Annotated in this window: 20 protein-coding genes; 18 read left to right on the top strand and 2 right to left on the bottom strand. The window is 48.2% G+C overall.

Features of this window, described 5'->3' with window-relative positions:
- Nucleotides 1-13 precede the first annotated feature (13 nt).
- A complete protein-coding gene (locus QWY22_RS08155) occupies nucleotides 14-2,266 on the top strand; it encodes a DNA internalization-related competence protein ComEC/Rec2 (RefSeq protein WP_300983907.1) in 2,253 nt (750 codons plus the stop codon).
- A gap of 45 nt (nucleotides 2,267-2,311) precedes the next feature.
- On the opposite strand, the gene QWY22_RS08160 is transcribed toward QWY22_RS08155, so the two are convergent.
- Nucleotides 2,312-2,446, bottom strand: a complete 135-nt coding sequence (locus QWY22_RS08160) for a YqzM family protein (protein WP_036806444.1) — start codon at nucleotides 2,444-2,446, stop codon at nucleotides 2,312-2,314.
- A gap of 156 nt (nucleotides 2,447-2,602) precedes the next feature.
- Here QWY22_RS08160 and holA point away from each other — a divergent pair, with 156 nt between their 5' ends.
- Nucleotides 2,603-3,637 carry a DNA polymerase III subunit delta gene (gene holA, locus QWY22_RS08165; RefSeq protein ID WP_300983908.1) on the top strand — a complete coding sequence of 345 codons (1,035 nt, stop codon included), beginning with the start codon at nucleotides 2,603-2,605 and terminating at the stop codon, nucleotides 3,635-3,637.
- A 171-nt stretch (nucleotides 3,638-3,808) separates the two neighbouring features.
- On the opposite strand, the gene rpsT is transcribed toward holA, so the two are convergent.
- Entirely contained in the window at nucleotides 3,809-4,060 is a 252-nt protein-coding gene (gene rpsT, locus QWY22_RS08170) for a 30S ribosomal protein S20 (protein ID WP_036809512.1), read from the bottom strand.
- 218 nt (nucleotides 4,061-4,278) lie between these two features.
- Here rpsT and lepA point away from each other — a divergent pair, with 218 nt between their 5' ends.
- The 16 genes from lepA to QWY22_RS08250 all read left to right on the top strand — a co-directional run bounded on the left by lepA (nucleotide 4,279) and on the right by QWY22_RS08250 (nucleotide 22,438).
- Nucleotides 4,279-6,108, top strand: a complete 1,830-nt coding sequence (gene lepA / locus QWY22_RS08175) for a translation elongation factor 4 (protein ID WP_053165543.1) — start codon at nucleotides 4,279-4,281, stop codon at nucleotides 6,106-6,108.
- Nucleotides 6,109-6,166: 58 nt separating this feature from the next.
- Entirely contained in the window at nucleotides 6,167-7,306 is a 1,140-nt protein-coding gene (gene hemW, locus QWY22_RS08180) for a radical SAM family heme chaperone HemW (RefSeq protein WP_300983910.1), read from the top strand.
- 182 nt (nucleotides 7,307-7,488) lie between these two features.
- Nucleotides 7,489-8,520 carry a heat-inducible transcriptional repressor HrcA gene (gene hrcA / locus QWY22_RS08185; protein WP_053165545.1) on the top strand — a complete coding sequence of 344 codons (1,032 nt, stop codon included), beginning with the start codon at nucleotides 7,489-7,491 and terminating at the stop codon, nucleotides 8,518-8,520.
- 17 nt (nucleotides 8,521-8,537) lie between these two features.
- A complete protein-coding gene (gene grpE, locus QWY22_RS08190) occupies nucleotides 8,538-9,161 on the top strand; it encodes a nucleotide exchange factor GrpE (RefSeq protein WP_300983911.1) in 624 nt (207 codons plus the stop codon).
- Nucleotides 9,162-9,182: 21 nt separating this feature from the next.
- Complete coding sequence (gene dnaK / locus QWY22_RS08195) at nucleotides 9,183-11,012, top strand: molecular chaperone DnaK (RefSeq protein WP_300983913.1); 1,830 nt, start codon at nucleotides 9,183-9,185, stop codon at nucleotides 11,010-11,012.
- 292 nt (nucleotides 11,013-11,304) lie between these two features.
- Nucleotides 11,305-12,423 carry a molecular chaperone DnaJ gene (dnaJ, locus tag QWY22_RS08200; protein ID WP_300983915.1) on the top strand — a complete coding sequence of 373 codons (1,119 nt, stop codon included), beginning with the start codon at nucleotides 11,305-11,307 and terminating at the stop codon, nucleotides 12,421-12,423.
- 17 nt (nucleotides 12,424-12,440) lie between these two features.
- Nucleotides 12,441-13,382 carry a 50S ribosomal protein L11 methyltransferase gene (gene prmA, locus QWY22_RS08205; protein WP_300983916.1) on the top strand — a complete coding sequence of 314 codons (942 nt, stop codon included), beginning with the start codon at nucleotides 12,441-12,443 and terminating at the stop codon, nucleotides 13,380-13,382.
- 12 nt (nucleotides 13,383-13,394) lie between these two features.
- Nucleotides 13,395-14,132 carry a 16S rRNA (uracil(1498)-N(3))-methyltransferase gene (locus QWY22_RS08210; protein ID WP_300983917.1) on the top strand — a complete coding sequence of 246 codons (738 nt, stop codon included), beginning with the start codon at nucleotides 13,395-13,397 and terminating at the stop codon, nucleotides 14,130-14,132.
- Nucleotides 14,133-14,147: 15 nt separating this feature from the next.
- Nucleotides 14,148-15,482 carry a tRNA (N(6)-L-threonylcarbamoyladenosine(37)-C(2))-methylthiotransferase MtaB gene (gene mtaB / locus QWY22_RS08215; RefSeq protein WP_300983918.1) on the top strand — a complete coding sequence of 445 codons (1,335 nt, stop codon included), beginning with the start codon at nucleotides 14,148-14,150 and terminating at the stop codon, nucleotides 15,480-15,482.
- Between the two features lie 31 nt (nucleotides 15,483-15,513).
- On the top strand, nucleotides 15,514-16,182 hold the full coding sequence (gene deoC / locus QWY22_RS08220) for a deoxyribose-phosphate aldolase (RefSeq protein WP_300983919.1): 669 nt from the start codon (nucleotides 15,514-15,516) through the stop codon (nucleotides 16,180-16,182).
- Nucleotides 16,183-16,277: 95 nt separating this feature from the next.
- Nucleotides 16,278-16,451, top strand: a complete 174-nt coding sequence (gene rpsU, locus QWY22_RS08225; RefSeq protein ID WP_008431605.1) for a 30S ribosomal protein S21 — start codon at nucleotides 16,278-16,280, stop codon at nucleotides 16,449-16,451.
- A 334-nt stretch (nucleotides 16,452-16,785) separates the two neighbouring features.
- A complete protein-coding gene (locus tag QWY22_RS08230; protein ID WP_300983921.1) occupies nucleotides 16,786-17,631 on the top strand; it encodes an NfeD family protein in 846 nt (281 codons plus the stop codon).
- A gap of 3 nt (nucleotides 17,632-17,634) precedes the next feature.
- Nucleotides 17,635-18,621 (top strand): flotillin-like protein FloA, encoded by a 987-nt coding sequence (floA, locus tag QWY22_RS08235; protein WP_036809479.1) that lies wholly within the window; start codon nucleotides 17,635-17,637, stop codon nucleotides 18,619-18,621.
- 30 nt (nucleotides 18,622-18,651) lie between these two features.
- Nucleotides 18,652-19,089 carry a YqfB family membrane protein gene (locus tag QWY22_RS08240; RefSeq protein WP_300983923.1) on the top strand — a complete coding sequence of 146 codons (438 nt, stop codon included), beginning with the start codon at nucleotides 18,652-18,654 and terminating at the stop codon, nucleotides 19,087-19,089.
- Nucleotides 19,090-19,237: 148 nt separating this feature from the next.
- Nucleotides 19,238-20,197, top strand: a complete 960-nt coding sequence (locus tag QWY22_RS08245; RefSeq protein ID WP_300983924.1) for a PhoH family protein — start codon at nucleotides 19,238-19,240, stop codon at nucleotides 20,195-20,197.
- Nucleotides 20,198-20,317: 120 nt separating this feature from the next.
- The gene (locus QWY22_RS08250; protein ID WP_300983925.1) at nucleotides 20,318-22,438 is read left to right on the top strand and encodes an HD family phosphohydrolase; all 2,121 of its coding nucleotides are present in this window, start codon (nucleotides 20,318-20,320) and stop codon (nucleotides 22,436-22,438) included.
- Nucleotides 22,439-22,444 lie beyond the last annotated feature (6 nt).

Below are 22,444 nucleotides of genomic sequence, written 5' to 3' on the forward strand. Positions count from 1 at the left end.
TAGTTGGCTTTACTTGGCGATAGCAATCGTCCTGGCTACTTTGGCAGCGCATGAAACACCGGCAACCCTTGTGTTCATGGCGCTGCTTTTTTGTTGGATGGGCTGGAAAAGGGAAGCTTTGCTGCACATGGGAATCATTGCGATCTTATCGGCCGGTTTTTTTCTGCTGCAGGAAATTCGCAGCCAGGATTCGTTTGACTACAGCCAGCCGTATGCAGGAGAACTCCGATTTGACGGTGATTATGTCATTGACGGCGACGGGCTGAGAGGGTTTGCCCGACTGGACGGCGGCACTCGTGTCTATGCCAAATACCGCATCGCGACGGCAGAAGAAAAAGCGGCACTGGAAGAAAGTTTGTTTGAATCTTTGCTGTTTATTCAAGGCACCTTCGAAGCCCCATCTCCGCCGTCCCATCGGTTTTCTTTTGATATGCAAAAGTATTTGGACCATAACGGGGCGAAGCACATACTGGCTGTTGAATCGATTATCGGCGTGGAGAAGCAAGAGACGGTGATCAGCAAATTATACCGGCAGCGGCAATGGCTAAAAAAGCATATTCAGAATACGTTTCCGTCCAGTTTGGCTACAGAAGCGGAAGCGCTGCTGATTGGGGAGCAGGAAAACATGGCAAACGAAGACCGGCTCATGTACCAGACGCTTGGCATTACGCATCTGTTTGCGATTTCCGGCTTGCACGTCGCCATTCTTGTCGGCATTGTGTATTTTGTGCTCTTGCGGCTTAGGGTCCGGAAAGAAACTGCGCTGGTGCTGCTGCTTGGCATTTTGCCGGTGTATGCAGTCTTGGCAGGGGGCGCGCCTTCCGTTCTCCGTTCGGTATTTATGGTAAGCGCAGTTCTTGCTGTCCGGCTTTTTAACCTGCGCGTCTCGATTGCGCATATTCTGCTCGGCAGTTTTGTCTTCTTTATCTTATGGAACCCTTTTATGATGTACGACATCGGCTTTCAATTGTCATACGGGGCGACGTTTGGCATCATTTACTCCAGCCGCTTTTTAACAGCAGACCAATCGGCTATTAAGAGTGGCCTAATTCTAACTGCGATTTCTCAAGTGACGCTCTATCCCTTGCTTCTTTTTCATTTTTACGAAATTTCCTTGTCGGCTTTCCTGGTCAACAGCCTTTTTGTGCCGCTTTATACGCTGTTTATTCTGCCGGCAAATCTCGTGCTTCTGGCGTTGACGTTTATATTCCAGCCGGCAGCTGATATTGCGTTTGGAATATACGAACCTTTGAGGGCGTTGATTGAAAAGTTCATGGTGTGGCTGTCCGGGCTGCCATATCAAATGTGGAATCCGGGAAAGCCGGGAGCATGGATGCTGGTTGCCTTGTTTGTAAGCGTCCTACTGTTTTACAGTTTGGCGGAGCAGGGTTTCCGCTATCGGCAGTTGCTGGTGCTGATCGTTCCGGCAGTTGTTTTCACACTGCTGCCGTATGTCGATCCTGCATTGAAGGTGGCGTTTTTGGACGTCGGGCAAGGCGATAGTGCGGTCATTGAATTGCCTTACCGGCAAGGGGTGTATGTAATTGACAGCGGCGGGCTCCTGCGTTTTGATACGGAAGAATTCAGAAAGCGGGGCAGGCCCTATGAAGTCGGCAGGCAGATTGTGGCGCCGTATTTAAAAGGGAACGGGCTGTCGTCGGTCGATGTGCTGGTATTGAGCCATGCAGATGCGGACCATGCCGAAGGGGCGGAAGAACTGTTTCCGCACCTGCGCATCAAAGAACTCCATTTATCTCCCGGATCACAGGCGGAAGGCATTATCCGGGACATCGCGCCGTTTGCGAAAGAAGCGGCCGTGCGGTTTCCGGGAAGGGGTTCGGGATGGGCGAAAGGCGGGGCAACATTCCGCTATTTGTCGCCGGCGGACGCGGAGTATGAAGGCAACAACGATTCGCTCGTGCTGCTGGTTGAGAGCGGAGAGTACCGGGCATTGTTTACCGGGGATTTGGAAGAAGCCGGGGAACGCGATTTGGAAGCGGCATACGGGCAGGCGTTGTCCGGACTGACCGTCTTGAAAGTGGGACACCATGGCAGCAAGACATCGAGCAGCCAGGCATTTTTGGAACTGGTGGAACCGAAGCTGTCGATTTTCTCGACGGGGATCGATAACCGCTACGGGCACCCCAGTGAAGAAGTGGTCGACCGCTTTAACGCACTCGGCTTGCCGACCTTGAATACGGCTGATACTGGCACTATCGAAATGGAAATCAAAGACGGCCAGGTAACGCTTCAAACCATGCGCTGAAATAAAAAAAAGTTCCTGCAATTAAGCGGGAACTTTTTTTTCTATTTAGCGAGCTACAAATTGCACTACTGCCGCAATAATGAAGATAGCCGCAAAAAATACGAATGATACAACAAATCCCATTCCTGCGTCGATGGCGTCATTGCGCTTCGACTGTACGTTCTGTTCAAATTCATTCATTGCTATCCCTCCTAATTCCCTCTTATTATAATTGAACGGCGTACAAAAATCTAGATTGAACTGAAGATAATCCGCTGATAATGGAAGCTGACACAGAAATGTCGAAATACCAAAACGCACGAAAATCCGATATAGTAGAGAGAGGAGGTGCGATTCATGATCACTTCAATATGGAAAGCCATTCGAAACGGACAAATTGATCCTGTTTACGTCATTACAGGAACCGAAAGTTATTTCATCGAAAAAACTTTGGATTTATTAAAAACAAAACTGACAGACGGCGAACCCGAGTTCATCAATTTTGATCTCGACGAGGTGCCGGTGGATTATGTGATAGAAGAAGCAGACACCATTCCATTTTTCAGCGACCGCAAATTGATCATTGCCAAAAATGCCTCGTTCTTAAAAGCGGCGGAACGCGGCAAAGAGAAAATCGACCACAATTTGAAGGCGCTGGAAGCCTGGCTCGAAAATCCGCCTTCGAGTTCGGTCACCGTTTTTGTCGCGCCTTATGAAAAATTGGATGAGCGCAAAAAAATAACCAAACTGATCAAGCAGCATGCGGTCATGGTTGAGGCGAAGGCGCTGCAGGCCAACGACTTGGAAGTATGGGTGCAGCACGAAGCCAAACAGTTCGGCAAGCACATTGAAAAATCATCCGCCCAGCGCTTGATTGAAATGGCCGGCACGAATTTGACGCTGCTGTCTTCTGAAATCGAGAAGATGTCGCTGTATCTTGGGGCAGAGGAAGAAATTACGGACGAACTGATCGAGCAGATGACGGCGCGGACTTTAGAACAGGATGCATTTAAAATGCTGCAGGCTTACCTTGACGGCGATATCAGCGAGGCGCTCAGCGTCTACTACGACTTGATCCGCCAAAAAGAAGAGCCGGTTGCCTTGACCGCACTTCTTGCTTCCCAGATCCGCTTTATGGTGCACGTCTATTACTTGCAGAAAAAAGGCTACCACGCACAGCAAATATCGAAGCAGTTAAAAGCGCATCCGTACCGGGTCAAGCTGCTGGTTGAAAAACGCCAGCAAATTCCGGAGCAGCGTTTGCTCGAGGTGTTGAATGACTTGGCGGAAATCGATTTGCAGCTGAAAACTCAAAGCGGCAACCGCGAACGCATACTGGAGTTCTTTTTGATGAAACGCAAGCAGGCGAGAAAAGCAGGAATAGCGCAGTAAGAGTTCCGAGTAAACCCGTCGCTTTTAAAAAGGCGCGTGTCCAAAGGGCCACGTGAAGAACGCAGGGACACTCCCGGGCTCTTTGCTGGAGTTTCCGGACGGCGAAACGTTCGCATCGACTTGTTGAAAAAGTAAAAAGGCCGATTCCCAAAGGAATCGGCCTTTTGTGTTTTACGCTTGTTTTTTCATCAAGCGAGATTTTTTGCGAGCTGCAGTGTTCTTGTGGATAAGACCTTTAGAAGCCGCTTTTTCCACTTGTTTGATTGCCGCTTTAACTGTATCGCCAGCGTTTTCTTCGTTGTTCAAAAGAGCTTGGTCAGCTTTTTTGACAGCAGAACGCATAGTCGATCTCACATGTGAGTTTTGAGCGTTTTTCGTTTCATTCGTGCGGACACGTTTGATTGCAGATTTAATGTTTGGCATGTATTTCACCTCCTAGACAATTAGGAACAGAGATGGAATCATCTCAACTCTTTTATGTCTCTATACAACATCAGTTATTTTATCAAATCCAGGAAAAGAATGCAATAGATACATGCAAAGAAGTTTTCCTTGACAGTGAAACGTTTTCAACAGGCTTTCATTGCCGGATGGCGGCTACACTGCTATAATTCAAAGTAGTTTATTTAGGAGTGAAGAGAATGAATCATGAGGAACGATTAGCACGCCAAAGCAAAATCCGTAACTTTTCCATCATTGCGCACATTGACCACGGAAAGTCTACGCTTGCTGACCGCATATTAGAGAAAACGGAAGCTTTGACTTCCCGTGAAATGAAAGCACAATCATTGGATTCCATGGACTTGGAACGCGAACGCGGCATCACGATCAAATTGAATGCCGTTCAGCTGCACTACAAAGCAAAAGACGGGGAAACCTATATCATGCACTTGATCGACACCCCAGGGCATGTCGATTTCACATATGAAGTATCCCGCAGCCTTGCCGCTTGTGAAGGCGCCGTACTGGTTGTGGATGCAGCACAGGGAATCGAAGCCCAGACACTGGCGAACGTATACTTGGCACTGGACAACGAATTGGAAATCCTGCCGGTCATCAATAAAATTGATTTGCCTGCCGCTGACCCGGAACGTGTCAGAGGCGAAATCGAAGACGTGATCGGACTCGATGCTTCAGAAGCGGTGCTTGCTTCAGCAAAAGCCGGCATCGGCATCGAAGAAATTCTGGAGCAGGTGGTCGAGAAAGTGCCTGCGCCGACCGGAGACCCGAGCGCTCCGCTGAAAGCTTTGATTTTTGACTCGCTTTACGACCCATATCGCGGCGTTGTCGCCTATATCCGGATTGTCGAAGGCACAGTCAAACCGGGAGACCGCATCAAGATGATGGCGTCCGGCAAAGAATTCGATGTGATTGAAGCAGGCGTTTTCACTCCGCATACCGCACTTCAGGAAGAATTGACAGTCGGCGATGTCGGCTTTATCACGGCAGCCATCAAAAATGTCGGCGATTCTACAGTCGGCGACACGATCACGCTTGCGAACAATCCAGCCGCTGAAGCGCTGCCCGGCTACCGCCGCTTGAACCCGATGGTGTACTGTGGATTGTATCCGATTGATACATCCAGATACAATGACCTTCGCGACGCGCTTGAAAAACTGGAACTGAATGATGCCGCGCTGCAATTCGAACCGGAATCATCCCAGGCGCTTGGCTTCGGCTACCGCTGCGGATTCCTCGGGCTCTTGCACATGGAAATCATCCAGGAGCGCATCGAACGGGAATTCAATATCGATTTGATTACCACTGCGCCAAGCGTTATCTATGATGTGCATATGACAGACGGCGAAGTGCTGAAAATCGATAACCCGGCGATGATGCCGGATGCACAGAAGATTGATAAAGTGGAAGAGCCATACGTAAAAGCGACCGTTATGGTACCAAACGATTATGTCGGAGCGGTTATGGAAATCTGCCAGAAGAAACGCGGAAACTTCCTGACGATGGACTATATCGATGCCACGCGCGTCAGCATCATTTACGAATTGCCGCTTGCGGAAATCGTCTACGATTTCTTCGATCAATTGAAATCGGGAACGAAAGGCTATGCCTCGTTTGACTACGAGTTGATCGGATACAAAGAGTCAAGACTGGTGAAGATGGACATTCTATTGAACAGCGAACAAGTGGATGCCTTGAGCTTTATCGTGCACCGTGACTTTGCGTACGAACGCGGCAAAGTCATTGTGGATAAATTGAAGTCATTGATTCCGCGCCAGCAGTTTGAAGTGCCGATCCAGGCAGCGATCGGTCAGAAAATCGTCGCTCGCCAAACCATCAGCGCAATGCGCAAAAACGTACTTGCCAAATGTTACGGCGGAGATATCTCCCGTAAGCGGAAACTTCTTGATAAGCAAAAAGAAGGCAAGAAGCGCATGAAGCAAGTCGGTTCTGTAGAAGTGCCTCAGGAAGCATTTATGGCCATCCTGAAAATGGACGACCAATCAAAATAAACAAAGGAGGAGGCCGATTTCTTGCGCCTCCTTTTCTTATTAGAAAGAAGGAATAGCAATGGTTAAAGGATTGTATATCCATATCCCATTCTGCCACCAGATCTGTCACTACTGTGACTTCAATAAAGTATTTTTTAAAGACCAGCCTGTAGATGCCTACGTCGATTCAGTCGGAAAAGAACTGGCGCTTTGGAAACAGGAAGGCGCGCTTGACCAGCCGTTGGAAACGATTTTTCTTGGAGGCGGAACACCGACCTCGTTGACGCCGGCGCAATTGCAGAAATTGCTCGGCTATATCCATCAATACGTCCCCATGGCGGACAATTTGGAATGGACGTCTGAAGCCAATCCGGATGAATTGACGAAAGAAAAAATGCAGGTGTTGTTCGACGGCGGCGTCAACCGTTTGTCGATGGGCGTGCAGTCGTTCGATGAGGATTTGTTAAAGCGCCTCGGCCGCACGCACAGCAATGGCGACGTGAAACGGGCAGTCGCTGAAGCAAGAGAAGTCGGCTTCACGAACCTCAGTTTTGACTTGATGTACGGACTTCCCGGCCAGACGATGGCGCAGTGGGAAGATACATTAGAGCAGGCCTTCGGGTTCAATTTGCCGCATTTCTCCGCCTATTCGCTGATCATCGAACCGAAAACGGTTTTCTATAATTTGATGACCAAAGGAAAACTCAATACGGTGACAGAAGACTTGGAAGCGGATATGTACGAAAAGTTAATGGCCGAAATGGAACACCGTGGCTTGAAGCAATACGAAATATCGAATTTTGGCCAGCCGGGCTTTGAATCACGCCATAATCTGTTGTACTGGGACAATGCGGAATACATCGGCGTCGGCGCAGGAGCCCATGGCTATGTGAACGGCATCCGCTATTCCAACCACGGGCCTTTGAAAAAATACATGGCGCCGCTTGAAGAAGGCGTCCGTCCAATTTTGAATACGCACGAAGTGCCCGTCAATGAGAAGATGGAAGAAGAAATGTTCCTCGGCTTGCGCAAAACGGCAGGCGTTTCCATCAGCGGCTTCCAGGAGAAATTTCAGCAGTCGCTGGAAGAAGTATATGGTGCAATTTTAGAAAAAGAAGTGGCGAACGAGCACCTGGAGATTGAAGACGGCCGGGTGAAACTGACGAAACAAGGCCGCTTTGTCGGCAACGAAGTATTCGAACAGTTTTTATTGAATTAAAGAAACGGTCCATGGAGTTTAGTTGAATATGCCGGCAGTGAATGCAGGCAAAACAAGGCAATGAGTCAGTTTGACTTATTTTGATAAATTCAAGCGTCTGCGTTGACAAGCTAAATGGAATTTGGTAATTTTAATGTAGTATTAGCACTCACACTCATAGAGTGCTAACAGAGGTGATGATCATGTTAACAGAACGGCAGTTGCTCATTTTAAAAGTGACAGTTGATGATTATATTCAATCAGCTCAGCCGGTAGGATCGAACCAACTATCAAAGAAATCCGAACTTCCATTTAGTCCGGCAACGATTCGTAATGAAATGGCTGATCTCGAAGGATTAGGATTTTTGGAAAAGACCCATACTTCATCGGGGCGGGTCCCTTCTCAAAAAGGGTACCGCTATTATGTTGACCATTTGCTGACGCCTCGGCCATTGCCGAAGCAGGATATCCAGCAGCTCCGGTCCATTTTTGAAGATAAAATTGCTGAAACCGAAGAAGTCATCAAGCGGTCGGCGATGATTTTATCGGAGCTGACGAACTACACGGCCATCTTGCTTGGCCCGGATGTCCGGAAGCATACGGTGAAAAAATTGTCGATTGTCCCGCTGACGATGGATACGGCAGTGGCCATCATTGTCACAGATAACGGCCACGTAGAAAATCGGGTGTTTACCATTCCGGAAGGGTTGGATCCGGCGGATATTGAAAAGATGGTCAATATACTAAATGACCGCCTTGCAGGTGTCTCGCTGAACGATCTGCATCTCCGGCTGGAGCAGGAAACCCTGACGGTGTTTAAACAGCATGTCAATCGCTACGGAGAGTTGTTTTCCACATTCAGGCAGGCGGTGATTATGCCGCATGACGACAATGTATTTTTCGGCGGAAAGCTGAATATTCTCAAACAGCCTGATTTCCATGATCTTCAGAAAATCAGGGATTTGATGAATGTCATGGAAGAACACAAGCATATCCCGATGATTCTGCCGGTCGGCAGCCAAGGTCTCCATATCCGGATCGGTTCTGAAAACACGCTTTCCGCGATGGAAGATTGCAGTGTGATCACCGTTTCATACGACATTGGAGAAGAACAAACGGGTTCAATCGCTATTGTGGGTCCAAAACGCATGGATTACAAACGTGTCGTTACTTTATTGGATACGCTCAGCGGCGAATTGTCGAAAGAATTGACCCGAATGATCCGGGGTAAGTGAATAAAGGAGGAACAGATTTGTCTAAAGAAAAAAAACCTCAACAAACTGAAGAAATGGTAAACGATGTCGAAGTGGACGAGGAGTTCCAGGCGCAAATGGACCCTGAAACGGAAGCAGCGCGAAGAGCGGCATCAGAAGAGGCATTAGAATCCTCGGATGAGCAAGCTGAAGAATCGCCTGCTGAAGAACAGGTTGATGAAGCAGCTGAACTTCGCGAGCAGCTTGAAGCGGAGCAGAACAAATACCTTCGCCTGTTGGCGGACTACGACAATTTCAAACGCCGTGCCCAAAAAGACAGACAAGACGCAGAAAAATTCCGTTCTCAATCTCTTTTGACGGATTTATTGCCGGTGCTGGATAACTTCGGCCGGGCGCTTGCTGTTGAAGCGAAAAGCGATGAAGCCGCTTCGATCCTTAAAGGGCTTCAAATGGTGCAGAACAACTTGCTTGAAGCGGTAAAACGCGAAGGCTTGGAAGAAATCGAGGCGCTTGGAAAACCTTTCGACCCGAACTTCCATCAGGCAGTTATGCAGGAAAAAGACGAAAATGCAGAGCCGGGCTCCGTGTTAATGGAACTTCAAAAAGGGTATACCCTTAAAGGCAGAGTGCTTCGTCCATCTATGGTAAAAGTTAACGAATAATTTGGTAATGGAGGAATTTAAATGAGCAAAATTATCGGTATCGACTTAGGAACAACAAACTCAGCAGTCGCAGTATTAGAAGGCGGCGAACCAAAAATCATTCCAAATCCAGAAGGCAACCGTACAACTCCTTCTGTCGTAGCATTTAAAAACGGTGAACGCCAGGTTGGGGAAGTAGCAAAACGCCAATCGATTACAAACCCGAACACCATCCAATCCGTTAAACGTTTAATGGGAACTACGCAAACCGTTTCTGCTGAAGGCAAAGACTATACGCCGCAGGAAGTTTCTGCAATGATCCTTCAATATCTTAAAGGCTATGCCGAAGAATACTTAGGCGAAAAAGTAACAAGAGCGGTTATCACAGTTCCAGCTTACTTTAACGATGCAGAGCGCCAAGCTACAAAAGACGCTGGCCGCATCGCTGGACTTGAAGTGGAACGCATCATCAACGAGCCGACTGCAGCAGCGCTTGCATACGGTTTGGATAAAACAGAAACTGACGAAACCATCCTGGTCTATGACCTTGGGGGCGGTACATTCGACGTTTCCATCCTTGAACTTGGCGATGGCGTATTCGAAGTAAAATCTACTGCCGGCGACAACCGTCTGGGCGGAGATGACTTTGATAAAATCATCATCGATTATTTGGTGCAGGAATTCAAAAAAGACAACGGCATCGACTTGTCAAAAGATAAAATGGCTACTCAGCGCTTGAAAGATGCTGCTGAAAAAGCGAAAAAAGACCTTTCAGGTGTTTCTTCTACACAAATTTCATTGCCGTTCATCACTGCGGGAGAAGCTGGACCGCTTCACTTGGAAGTGACGATGACACGTGCGAAATTTGATGAATTGACTCATTCATTAGTAGAGCGTACTTTAGGGCCAACTCGCCAGGCATTGAAAGATGCAGGCATCTCAGCTTCTGAACTTGACCGCGTTATCTTGGTCGGCGGATCTACTCGTATCCCTGCTGTTCAAGAAGCGGTGAAGAGAGAAACTGGCAAAGAACCGCATAAAGGCGTTAACCCGGATGAAGTAGTGGCAATGGGTGCGGCAGTTCAAGGCGGCGTCTTGACTGGTGACGTAAAAGACGTTGTTCTTCTTGACGTAACACCACTATCGCTTGGTATCGAAACGATGGGCGGCGTGTTCACAAAATTGATCGAACGCAACACAACAATCCCGACATCAAAATCGCAGGTGTTCTCAACTGCTGCTGACAACCAGCCGGCTGTTGATATCCATGTTCTTCAAGGGGAGCGTCCGATGGCTGCAGCCAACAAAACGCTTGGCCGTTTCCAATTGGCGGATATTCCACCGGCACCGCGCGGCATTCCGCAAATCGAAGTAACATTCGATATCGATAAAAACGGTATTGTCAGCGTTAAAGCGAAAGACCTTGGAACGCAAAAAGAACAAACTATCACGATCCAGTCAAACACCTCATTGACTGAAGATGAGATCGAACGCATGATCAAAGAAGCGGAAGAAAACGCTGAAGCGGATGCGAAAGTGAAAGAAGAAGTGGAAATCCGCAACGAAGCGGACCAAGCGGTCTTCCAAACAGATAAAACGATCAAAGACCTTGGCGAAGTTGTAACTGACGAAGAAAAACGCCAGGCTGAAGCAGCACGTGATGAATTGAAAGCGGCTCTAGAAGGCGACAGCATCGAAGACATCCGTGAGAAAAAAGACAAATTGAACGAAATTCTTCAAGGATTGGCAATGAAAGCCTACGAGCAAGCTGCGCAAGCACAGCAGGGCGCTGAAGGCGCACAAGCTGGCGGAGCGCCAGGCAACGATGACATCGTTGACGCTGAATACGAAGAAGTAAACGACGATAAATAAGCAGGACCCGGAAAAGTCAAAGCAAAGCAACATGCTTTGGCTTTTTCACACTTAAAAGAACATTGTGTCTGTAATTTTTTATGGTTTGCTAATAGCGGATTTATGTCTAGACTCCAGCGCCCAGATTCTAGGGTCATAAGCCACTCTGGCTGTGTGGCTGAAAATATGCCACTTCGCCAAAGCGTCTTATGCCCGTCGAATCTACATGGGCGCTTCCGCTTTTCTAAGAGTCTTTGCAACGGCAATTTAAACCGTGTACAATTACAGGTGACTGCAAGAGGGAGAGTGACATATGAACAAGCGAGATTATTATGAAGTGTTGGGTGTGTCCAAGACCGCTTCAAAAGAAGAAATTAAAAAAGCTTACCGGAAATTGTCGAAACAATTCCATCCGGATATCAATAAAGCAGCAGATGCTTCCGAAAAATTCCAGGAAGTAAAAGAAGCTTACGAAGTGCTGAGCGACGACCAAAAAAGAGCACAGTATGACCAGTACGGCCACCAGGATCCGAACCAGGGCTTTGGCGGTTTCGGCGGCGGCGCTGAAGGCTTCGGCTTTGATGATATTTTCAGCACATTCTTTGGCGGCGGCACGAGACGGCGCGATCCGAATGCGCCGAGAAAAGGCGATGACCTGCAGTATTCCATGAACATCGACTTTATGGATGCTGTTTTCGGGAAAGAAGCAGAAGTGGAAATTCCTAAAGACGAAACGTGCGGAACTTGCCACGGTTCAGGGGCAAAACCTGGAACCAAGCCGAAAACATGTCCGCATTGTGAAGGTTCCGGCCAATTGAATGTGACGCAGGATACGCCTTTCGGACGCATGGTCAATCGCCGTGCTTGCCACCACTGCCAAGGCACCGGCCAAATCATCGAAGAAAGATGCGCGACTTGCCGCGGCGAAGGAACAGTCCGCAAAGTCAAAACCATCAAAGTTACGGTTCCGGCAGGTGTGGATGACGGACAGCAATTGCGCGTCAGCGGCCAAGGCGGCCCAGGCGTCAACGGCGGACCAGCTGGAGACTTGTACGTCGTGTTCCGCGTAAAACCGCATAAGCAGTTTGAACGCGAAGGCGATGATATATACTTGGATCTTCCGATTACGTTTGCACAAGCGGCACTTGGCGATGAAATTGAAGTGCCGACGGTTTCCGGCAAAGTGAAACTGAAAATTCCCGCTGGCACGCAAAGCGGCGCACGTTTCCGCCTAAAAGGAAAAGGCGTCAAGAACGTCCATGGCTACGGCACCGGAGATCAGCACATCATCATCCGCGTGAAAACGCCAACCAAATTGAACGAAAAACAAAAACAACTGCTCCGTGAATTTGCTGAGATCAGCGGAGATATTCCGGAAGAGCAAAGCAGTTCATTGTTTGATAAAATCAAGCGCACCATTAAAGGTGAGTAAAGGAGCCGGTTTTTAAAATGAAATGGTCAGAACTAGCGGTCCGTACAACAAACGAAGCGATTGAGCCAATCTCGAATATTTTGCATGAAGCAGGAGCGAGCGGTGTTGTAATTGAAGACTCGGAAGATTTGACGAAAGAACGGGAAGACCAGTTTGGGGAAATCTATTCTTTGGATCCGGAAGACTTTCCGGCTGAAGGCGTTATTGTGAAAGCGTATTTGCCGGTCAATTCCTTTTTGGGGGAAACCGTCGAAGCAATTAAACTCGCCATCAGCAATCTCGTGAAATTTGATATCAATATCGGCGCCAATCTGGTAACCATCAGCGAAGTGAACGAAGAGGAATGGGCGACTGCGTGGAAGAAATACTACCACCCCGTCAAAATTTCCCAGCGCTTTACGGTGGTGCCGACTTGGGAAACATACGAACCGGTATCAAGCGACGAATTGATCATTGAACTGGACCCGGGCATGGCATTTGGCACGGGGACTCACCCGACAACGGTCATGAGCCTGCAAGCTTTGGAAAAAACAGTGAAGCACGGCCAGCGGGTCATCGATGTCGGAACCGGCTCTGGTGTTTTGGCAATCGGTGCTGCACTATTGGGCGCAAAAGAAGTGCATGCACTTGATCTTGATGAAGTAGCGGTCCGTTCTGCACGCATCAACGTCAAATTGAACAAAGCGCAGGACAGAATCAACGTCGTCCAAGGGAATTTGCTTGATACGATCGATGAGCCGGGGGATGTTGTGGTAGCGAATATTCTTGCGGAAATCATCATGTCCTTTACGGATGATGCGTTCCAGGTAGTAAAACCGGGTGGGCATTACATCACTTCCGGCATTATTTCTGCGAAGAAAAACGATGTAAAGGAAGCGCTGGAAGCTTCCGGCTTTGTTATCGAGGACGTTATGATGATGGAAGACTGGGTAACGATCATTTCTAAAAAACCGGAATAACGGGGTGCTGTAATGCAAAGATATTTTATTGATGGCCCAGTTCCTGAAAACCGAAAAGTGGCGATAACTGGCGATGATGCGAAGCACATCGCCAAAGTTATGCGCCAGGAACCGGGAGACCAGTTAATCATCGTCAGTGAAGGGAAGGCTTTTCTTTCGACCATCTTAACGGCGGAATTTGACGTCGAGGTCGAGGTGGAGGAAGAACTTCATAGGGATGTGGAAATGCCGAAAAAAGTGACGATTGCCTGCGGATTGCCAAAAGGCGATAAGCTGGAATTGATTGCCCAAAAGGCGACTGAACTTGGGATGCATGCACTGATCCCGTTTGCGGCAGAACGGTCCATCGTCAAATGGGATGGCTCGAAAAGTGAAAAGAAACGGGCGCGGCTGCAGAAAATCGCCAAAGAAGCGGCGGAGCAGTCTCACCGGACTCGCATCCCAGAAATACATAATACGCATACATTCAAACAGCTGATGGAAGCGGCAAAAAGCTTTGATGCCGTCGTCGTAGCGTATGAGGAAGAAGCCCGCGAACAGAGCCGGACGCGGTTTGCTGAAACCTTGAAATCATTGTATGATAAAGACTCAATCTTGTTTGTGTTCGGCCCAGAAGGCGGGATTTCTGACACGGAAATAGCGCTCTTAAAAGAAAGCGGCGCGTTGTTCACGTCGCTCGGCCCGCGGATTTTACGAACCGAAACGGCTCCGTTATATGCATTATCTGCAATGTCCTATGAATTCGAATGAAAGAGGTGGCCACTTATGTCAACGGTAGCGTTCCATACCTTAGGCTGTAAAGTGAATCATTACGAAACAGAAGCAATCTGGCAATTGTTCAAAGAACAAGGCTACGAGCGCAGCGAGTTTGATCGTCATTCCGATGTTTATGTCATTAATACATGCACAGTAACCAATACAGGAGACAAAAAAAGCCGCCAGGTCATCCGCCGGGCTGTCCGCCAAAATCCGGATGCCGTCATTTGCGTGACAGGCTGCTACGCGCAGACTTCACCTGCAGAAATAATGGCGATTCCCGGAGTGGACATTGTCGTCGGGACGCAAGACCGAACCAAACTGCTCGGCTACATCGAGCAGTATAAAAGGGAGCGGAAACCGATCAATGCGGTTGGCAACATCATGAAAAACCGGGTGTACGAAGAATTGGATGTGCCGTCGTTCACGGACCACACACGGGCGTCTTTGAAGATTCAGGAAGGCTGCAATAATTTCTGCACGTTCTGCATCATTCCTTGGGCACGTGGGCTCATGCGCTCCCGCGACCCGAAAGAAGTGGTCCGCCAAGCCCAGCAGCTGGTGGACGCAGGATATCAGGAAATCGTTCTGACCGGCATCCATACAGGCGGCTACGGAGAAGATTTGAAAAACTACAACTTGGCTCAGCTCCTGCGTGATTTGGAAATGGAAGTCACAGGGCTGAAGCGGCTGCGCATTTCATCCATTGAAGCAAGCCAGCTGACGGATGAAGTGATTGATGTGCTGCAAAAATCCAATATCGTGGTCCGCCATCTTCACATCCCGATTCAATCTGGATCGAACACGGTGCTGAAACGGATGCGGCGGAAGTACACGATGGAATTTTTCGCTGACCGGTTGATCCAGCTGCGGAAAGCTTTGCCGGATCTTGCGATTACGTCCGACGTCATTGTCGGATTCCCGCGAGAAACGGAAGAGGAATTTATGGAGACCTATCATTTCATCAACGACCATAAATTTTCCGAACTTCACGTGTTCCCTTATTCGCAGCGCACAGGCACTCCGGCTGCCCGAATGGAAGACCAGATTGATGAAAACATTAAAAACGAACGCGTCCACCGGCTGATTGCGCTAAATGATCAATTGGCAAAAGAGTATGCTTCCCAATTTGAAGGTGAATTGCTGGAAATCATTCCGGAAGAGCGATTCAAAGAAGATCCGGATAGCGGGTTAATGGAAGGCTATACGGATAATTATTTGAGAGTTGTTATCCCCGGTGATGAGTCGCTGATCGGCAAAATCGTCAAAGTGAAAATTACGAAAGCCGGTTATCCATACAACGAAGGGCAATTTGTCCGAGTGATGGAAGAACTGGTCGTCTAATTAATTTAAAATCAGAATGGAGTTTCTCAACATGTCAAACATTGCATCTTATATTGACCACACGCTATTAAAAGCTGAAGCTACAAAAGAACAAATCATCCAAATCTGCAAAGAAGCGGCACAATACAATTTTGCTTCCGTTTGCGTCAACCCTGCCTGGATAGAAACAGCAGCAAAAGAATTGGCAGACAGCACAGTGAAGGTCTGCACCGTTATCGGTTTCCCGCTGGGTGCGTCCACTTCTGAGACAAAAGCATTTGAAACAAAAGATGCAATTGCCAAAGGAGCAGGCGAAATTGATATGGTGATCAACATCGGCGCATTGAAAAGCGGCGATACGGAATGGGTTAAAAATGATATTGCTGCAGTTGTCGAAGCGGCAAAAGGCAAAGCGATTGTCAAAGTCATCATCGAGACAAGCCTTTTGACAGACGAAGAAAAAGTGACGGCGTCCCGCCTTACTAAAGAAGCAGGAGCTGATTTTGTGAAAACATCAACCGGCTTTTCAACAGGCGGCGCTACTGTGGCAGACGTTAAATTGATGCGTGAAACTGTCGGGCCGGATTTAGGCGTTAAAGCTTCAGGCGGAGTGCGCAGCCTGGAAGATCTCGAAGCAATGGTGGAAGCTGGTGCAACACGCATCGGCGCAAGTTCCGGCGTAAAAATTATGCAGGGGCTAACAGCAAGTTCTGATTATTAAGTGTTGACCTATATAGGTTTATACGTTATAATTTCTTAATATATAACACTTGTTGTTATTTGCTTCAACGTGTGTTCGGAGGGAGGGAAAAAGAGATGACAAAAACAACTGTTCGTAAAAACGAATCAATTGAAGATGCTCTTCGCCGCTTCAAACGCACTGTTTCTAAGTCCGGAACAATGCAAGAGGTAAGAAAGCGCGAGTATTATGATAAGCCAAGCGTAAAACGCAAACTGAAATCAGAAGCTGCGCGTAAACGTAAATTTTAATTGACTTTAATTTTAAATGACTTTTAAAAAATATGAACGACCAGCAAAAACCGGCTGTACGATTAATCGTACAGCCGGTTTTCTATTTCTATTTTTTAGCCGGCACATGACAAACAGGCGCCATCAGATCGTCACACCAAGCAAGCTTAAGAGAATCCTGTAAGCGCATTCTTTAAGTAACACGAAGAAATAGTCTATAATAAAAATAGCGAGAAAAATGAAACCATTGGCGTGTTTGTCCGTATATACAATAGAACAGTAAAAAGAGTCCCGATCAGCGGAGCCAATGCTCAATTGATTGGAAAAGCGGGTTTAAGTGGAAGGGGCGGGTCCTATGCACAGCTTGAAAGGCTTCCTGGCATTCAGTCTTTTGTTCTTATCGTTGTTGCTGTTTTTAGATGCGGTACCTGAGGCTGCGGATGGATTTTCTGTTTTTGCAGCGGAGAGTGCGGTTTTTGCAGATACAGATTCTGCGGGCGCGGCTCCGGTTTTGCAAAATGAAGAAGCCCCTGACACTTTCTCCAGCAAAGCGGCTGCTGTTTTGACTCATCCTTTAGTCGTGCCGGTTTTGTTGACGATAGCTGCACTTGGGCTGCTGCTGGAGTTTTTCACGCCGGGTGTCGGCGTTCCGGGAATCATCGGCCTCATTTCACTTGTGCTGTTTTTTTACGGGCATTTTGTTGCAGGATACGCGGGATTTGGATCCATTGCTTTAGTGATCATCGGTCTCGCTTTGCTGTTTACTGAATTTCTTATTCCCGGAGGCATTTTGGGAATACTCGGCATTACGTCGATTCTGGTCAGTGTTTTCCTGGCTGGAGGAAGTTTAATGTCTACTGCCATTTCAATTTTTATCGCATTAATCGCAGCTACAGCAGGGATGGTGATCATAGTGAAATTTTTTGGCAAACGGCCGCAATTGTTCAAACGGCTGATTTTAACGGATGCCACCGATACGGAAAGCGGCTATGTTTCAGCTGTTAACCGCCCGGAACTGATTGGGCAAATTGCCGTAACTGCTACGGCTCTGCGCCCATCCGGAACAATCGTACTGGGCGACGAACGGATTGATGCCGTGTCGGAAGGCCGGTTCATCGATCCGAACAAGCAAGTGAAAATCATTAAAGTAGAAGGTTCTCGGATTGTTGTCCGTGAATTAGAAAAACAAGAGGAGGAATAAAGAATGGGAATTGAAGCAATTGGTCTTGGCGCCGCGATAATTGGTATTATCGTTGTCTTAGCGATTTTCTTTACATTCGTGCCAATCACATTATGGATTTCTGCGTTAGCAGCAGGTGTCCGCATCAGCATCTTTACATTAGTCGGGATGCGCCTTCGCCGTGTAATTCCATCGCGCATCGTAAATCCGTTGATCAAGGCATCAAAAGCGGGTCTGACGGTCACTATCAACCAACTGGAAAGCCATTACTTGGCGGGCGGTAACGTCGACCGCGTCGTGAACGCATTGATTGCGGCACACCGGGCGAATATTGAATTGCCGTTTGAACGGGCAGCAGCCATTGACTTGGCAGGCCGTGACGTGCTGGAAGCGGTACAGATGTCCGTTAACCCGAAAGTGATTGAAACACCGTTTATTGCAGGTGTAGCCATGGACGGAATCGAAGTAAAAGCAAAAGCGCGTATCACAGTCCGCGCCAACATCGACCGTCTAGTCGGTGGTGCAGGGGAAGAAACGATTGTTGCCCGTGTTGGAGAAGGGATTGTCTCGACACTCGGTTCAAGCACCAGCCACAAAAAAGTTCTTGAAAACCCGGACTTGATTTCGCAAACGGTTTTAAGCAAAGGCTTGGATTCCGGTACGGCATTTGAAATCTTATCCATCGACATTGCAGACGTTGATATCGGCAAAAACATCGGTGCTGAACTTCAAACGGAGCAAGCGGAAGCGGATAAGAAAATCGCCCAGGCAAAAGCGGAAGAGCGCAGAGCTATGGCGGTAGCAAGCGAACAGGAAATGAAAGCGAAAGTTGTCGAAATGAGAGCGAAAGTTGTGGGAGCGGAAGCAGAAGTGCCGCTTGCCATGTCCGAAGCGCTTCGCAACGGCAATATGGGCGTGATGGATTACATCAATTACAAAAACGTCCAGGCGGATACCAGCATGAGAGATTCGATTGCCCGTACTGGCTCAGAAAAAGTGGATGCAAAATAACAACGGGCAGCCGCAAGGGAGGTTTTTCGCATGGAAGCTCTCATATTCGGTTTAATTGTAATGGCCATCGGCGCTTTCTTTAACAACAAAAAAGGCGATGGGGATACCGATGCACCGCAGCAGCGGAGAACGCCTGCGAGAGAAACCGGACAACGGACTTTAAAGCGGGCGGAGGATTATGCCAAGGAAATTTACGGCGATCTTCAAACCCAGATGAAACAGCAGCCGGAAAGAACCCAGCAAGTTAAACGGGCTGCCGAAAAAGCTGCTGAACGTTTGCCGGTCCAGAAAGTGCAGAGACAGGCTAAAGAAATGGCCTCGCCGGGCAGGTTGTCGGCGCATAACGCAGTTCCGTTAAGCCCGCAGAAAGAAAACAGCCGAGAAGAGCTGCTGCCGCTTGATGCAGAAGACGTGCAGCGTGGAATTATTTTAGCGGAGATTTTAATGCCGCCAAAATCAAAAAGATAACATGCAAACCGGCCAGCGCCTGCTGGCCGGTTTTTAGTGTCTCATAACATAATTATGTAAACAAAAAATGCTGTAAAATGTTTTACAACTATTCACATTTAATGATACAGTGAATTTATAGTAAATTCACATTCCAAGGAGCGACTACATGACAGAAAACCAATTACTTGAACTTCATGTGAAAGACCCTAATGAAGCGGTGCTGCTGCTCGGGATATCTGATAGTCACATGACCTTAATCGAAGAAGCGTTCCAAATTCAAATAATCACCCGCGGCGATGTGATCCGGCTGTCTGGTTCGGAAGAAGGCAAACAAATCGGGAAATTGCTGATTGAACAATTATTGAAAGTGATCCGCAAAAACATCAATATTGATCAGCGCGACATCGTTTCCGCAATTGAAATGGCTAGAGCCGGCACCATAGAATATTTTGCCGAACTGTATGATGAAGAAGTGGCCCGCAATGCCAACGGCAAAGCAATCCGTGCCAAAACAATCGGCCAGCGCCATTATATCCACGCTGTGCGCAGCAAGGACCTCGTGTTCGGGATTGGACCGGCAGGAACAGGCAAAACCTATCTGGCGGTTGTCATGGCAGTACAGGCACTGAAAAACGGCCAAGTCAAAAAAATCATCCTGACGCGCCCGGCGGTGGAAGCAGGCGAAAGCCTCGGATTTTTGCCCGGCGATTTAAAAGAAAAAGTGGATCCTTATCTACGTCCGTTGTACGACGCGTTGCATGACGTGTTGGGGCTTGAACAGACCAATCGGTTGATTGAGCGCGGGACCATTGAAATCGCCCCTCTCGCCTATATGAGAGGCCGCACGTTGGATGAAGCCTTTGTCATTCTGGATGAAGCGCAAAACACGACCAAAGCGCAAATGAAGATGTTCTTGACGCGCCTTGGATTTGGTTCGAAAATGATCATTACCGGCGATAAAACACAAATCGATTTGCCGCGAGGCGCTGAATCTGGCCTGATTGTAGCTGAAACGATTCTTCAGCGCGTTAGCGGCATCCATATTCAATACTTGGAACGGGGCGATGTGGTTCGCCATCCACTTGTTGCAAAAATTATCGAAGCATACGATGACCAGCCTTCTTGAGGGCTGGTTTTTTATGTCGGTCTTGTGAAAAGAGTTCTGCAATTTCAAATAATTTCAAGTTATCCGTGAAATCCCATTCGGTAATTGATATGATAGAAGTACTAGAGTGGGGTGTTCGGGATGAGAAAAAAAGCGGAACAACTTTACGAAAAAGCAGGATATAAAATGATGTCCGCCATTTTGATAGTGGCAATCGGAGCCGTCATGTATGCGTTTTTATACAGTTCACTGCAAACTGACAAGTATTCCATCGAACTTTTTCAGCTGTCAGAAGAGCCGATTCGTTCGGCGAAAACGGTAGTCGATCCCTTCAAGACGGAACGGGAACGGGAACGGGCAGCTTCGGAAGTGCAGCCCAGTTACCAGTACAATGAAGAAATCGCTGCCAATCAGGCAGCGGTAGTTGATTCGCTGTTTGGATATATTCTGGAAGCTAAAAACTTGCCGGATAATAAAGACGGCAAACCGGTTAAAACTGAACAGATGGTTGAATCGCTGCAGGAAAATATCCGTCTGATGGAAACGAGCGATAACGGCCTGAAACTGACCGATGACATGCTTCGTGCCTTGCTGGTGCTGCCGCAGGGCAAACTGGAGGAAGTGCAGCAATTCTTAACGGGAATTGTTTTGGATACATTGGAACACCCAATCCGTGAAGGCGAAGTGGGGGCTTTCCGCAACGCAGCGGAGCAGGAAATACGGAAAGAAACAAAAATACCCGCGTCGATCCTGCAGGCTGCAGTAATGATCGGCCGCGCGAGCATTATTCCTAATGAAGTAGTCAATGAGGAATTGACGAACGCACAGATTGAACAGGCCAGAGCCAGCGTGGAGCCGACGCGCATTCTGCAAGGGCAGGTTTTGGTTCAGGAGGGGCAAGTCGTGGACCGCGAAGTATACCGCCAGCTGGAACTTGCCGGCATGACGGAAGACCAGCAGGATTACAAGCCGCTTTTTGGGTTGCTGCTGTTTGTCTTGATTGCTGTGGCGGTTCTGGCGGTCATGATCCGCCAAACCGATACGACCGAGCAGAAAAAAATTACGGCTCTTCTAGTAGTCGTTTCCGTGCTTGGACTTTCGATGGCCATAATGGAAATCATCCATGTGGTGAGCGGCAATTTTGATGTCGTCATCGCTTTCCTGTTTCCGACTGCGCTGGCAGGAATGATTGCCAGAATGCTGCTTAATGAACGGATTGCAGTCTGCGTGACGTTTCTTACAGGGGCATTGGGGGGTATGTTGTTGCAAGAAGGCAGCGCCATGATCCGGATGGATCTTGCTCTTTATATTATATTTGGCGGCTTGATTGGCGTCTATTTGATCCAGCAGGACGACCGGCGCACCCGCTTGCTCCAGACGAGCCTTGCGGTGGCGATTGTGAATGGTTTATACGTTGGTTTTTATCTGCTTATTGGCCAAAGCCAATACGATTGGACCGAAATCGGCTTTTATTTTTCAGCGGCTGTCATCTCGGGCTTGTTGTCCGGTGCGCTGACGATCGGCTTATTGCCGTTTTTTGAATCGGCTTTCGGCTTGCTGTCGACGATGAAACTGATTGAGTTGTCCAATCCGAACCATCCTTTATTGAAGAAAATTCTGACTGAAACGCCCGGTACTTATCACCACAGCGTCATGGTCGCCAATCTGGCGGACGCTTCCTGTGAAGCGATTGGCGCAAACGGGCTGCTTGCCCGCGTTGGCTGCTACTACCACGATATTGGAAAGACAAAGCATCCGCATTTCTTCATTGAAAACCAGATGCATATGCGCAATCCCCATGATTCGCTGCCGCCGGAAACGAGCAGCCGCATCATTTTGGAGCACGGCGCGTACGGTGCAGAATTGCTGAAAAAGCACAAGATGCCAAAAGAAATCGTCGACGTGGCGGCCCAGCACCACGGCACCAGTTTGCTGAAATTCTTCTACCATAAAGCGAGAGAACAAAATCCGGAAGTGGACGAAGCGATGTACCGCTACAGCGGACCGAAGCCGCAGACAAAAGAAACTGCCATCATTTCAGTGGCAGACAGTGTGGAAGCAGCCGTGAGGTCGATGAAAGAACCGACATCAGAAAAAATAAAAAATTTGGTCGATGCAATTGTAGAGGATAAACTGAAAGATGGGCAATTCGAAGAATGCGATTTAACGATGAAAGAACTCAAGACAATCAAGCACATCATGTGCGAGACGCTGAATGGCATTTTCCATTCGCGCATTGAGTATCCAAAAGAACCCACATGACTGGAG

This window comes from Planococcus liqunii (assembly GCF_030413595.1).
Classification (GTDB): Bacteria; Bacillota; Bacilli; order Bacillales_A; family Planococcaceae; genus Planococcus; species Planococcus liqunii.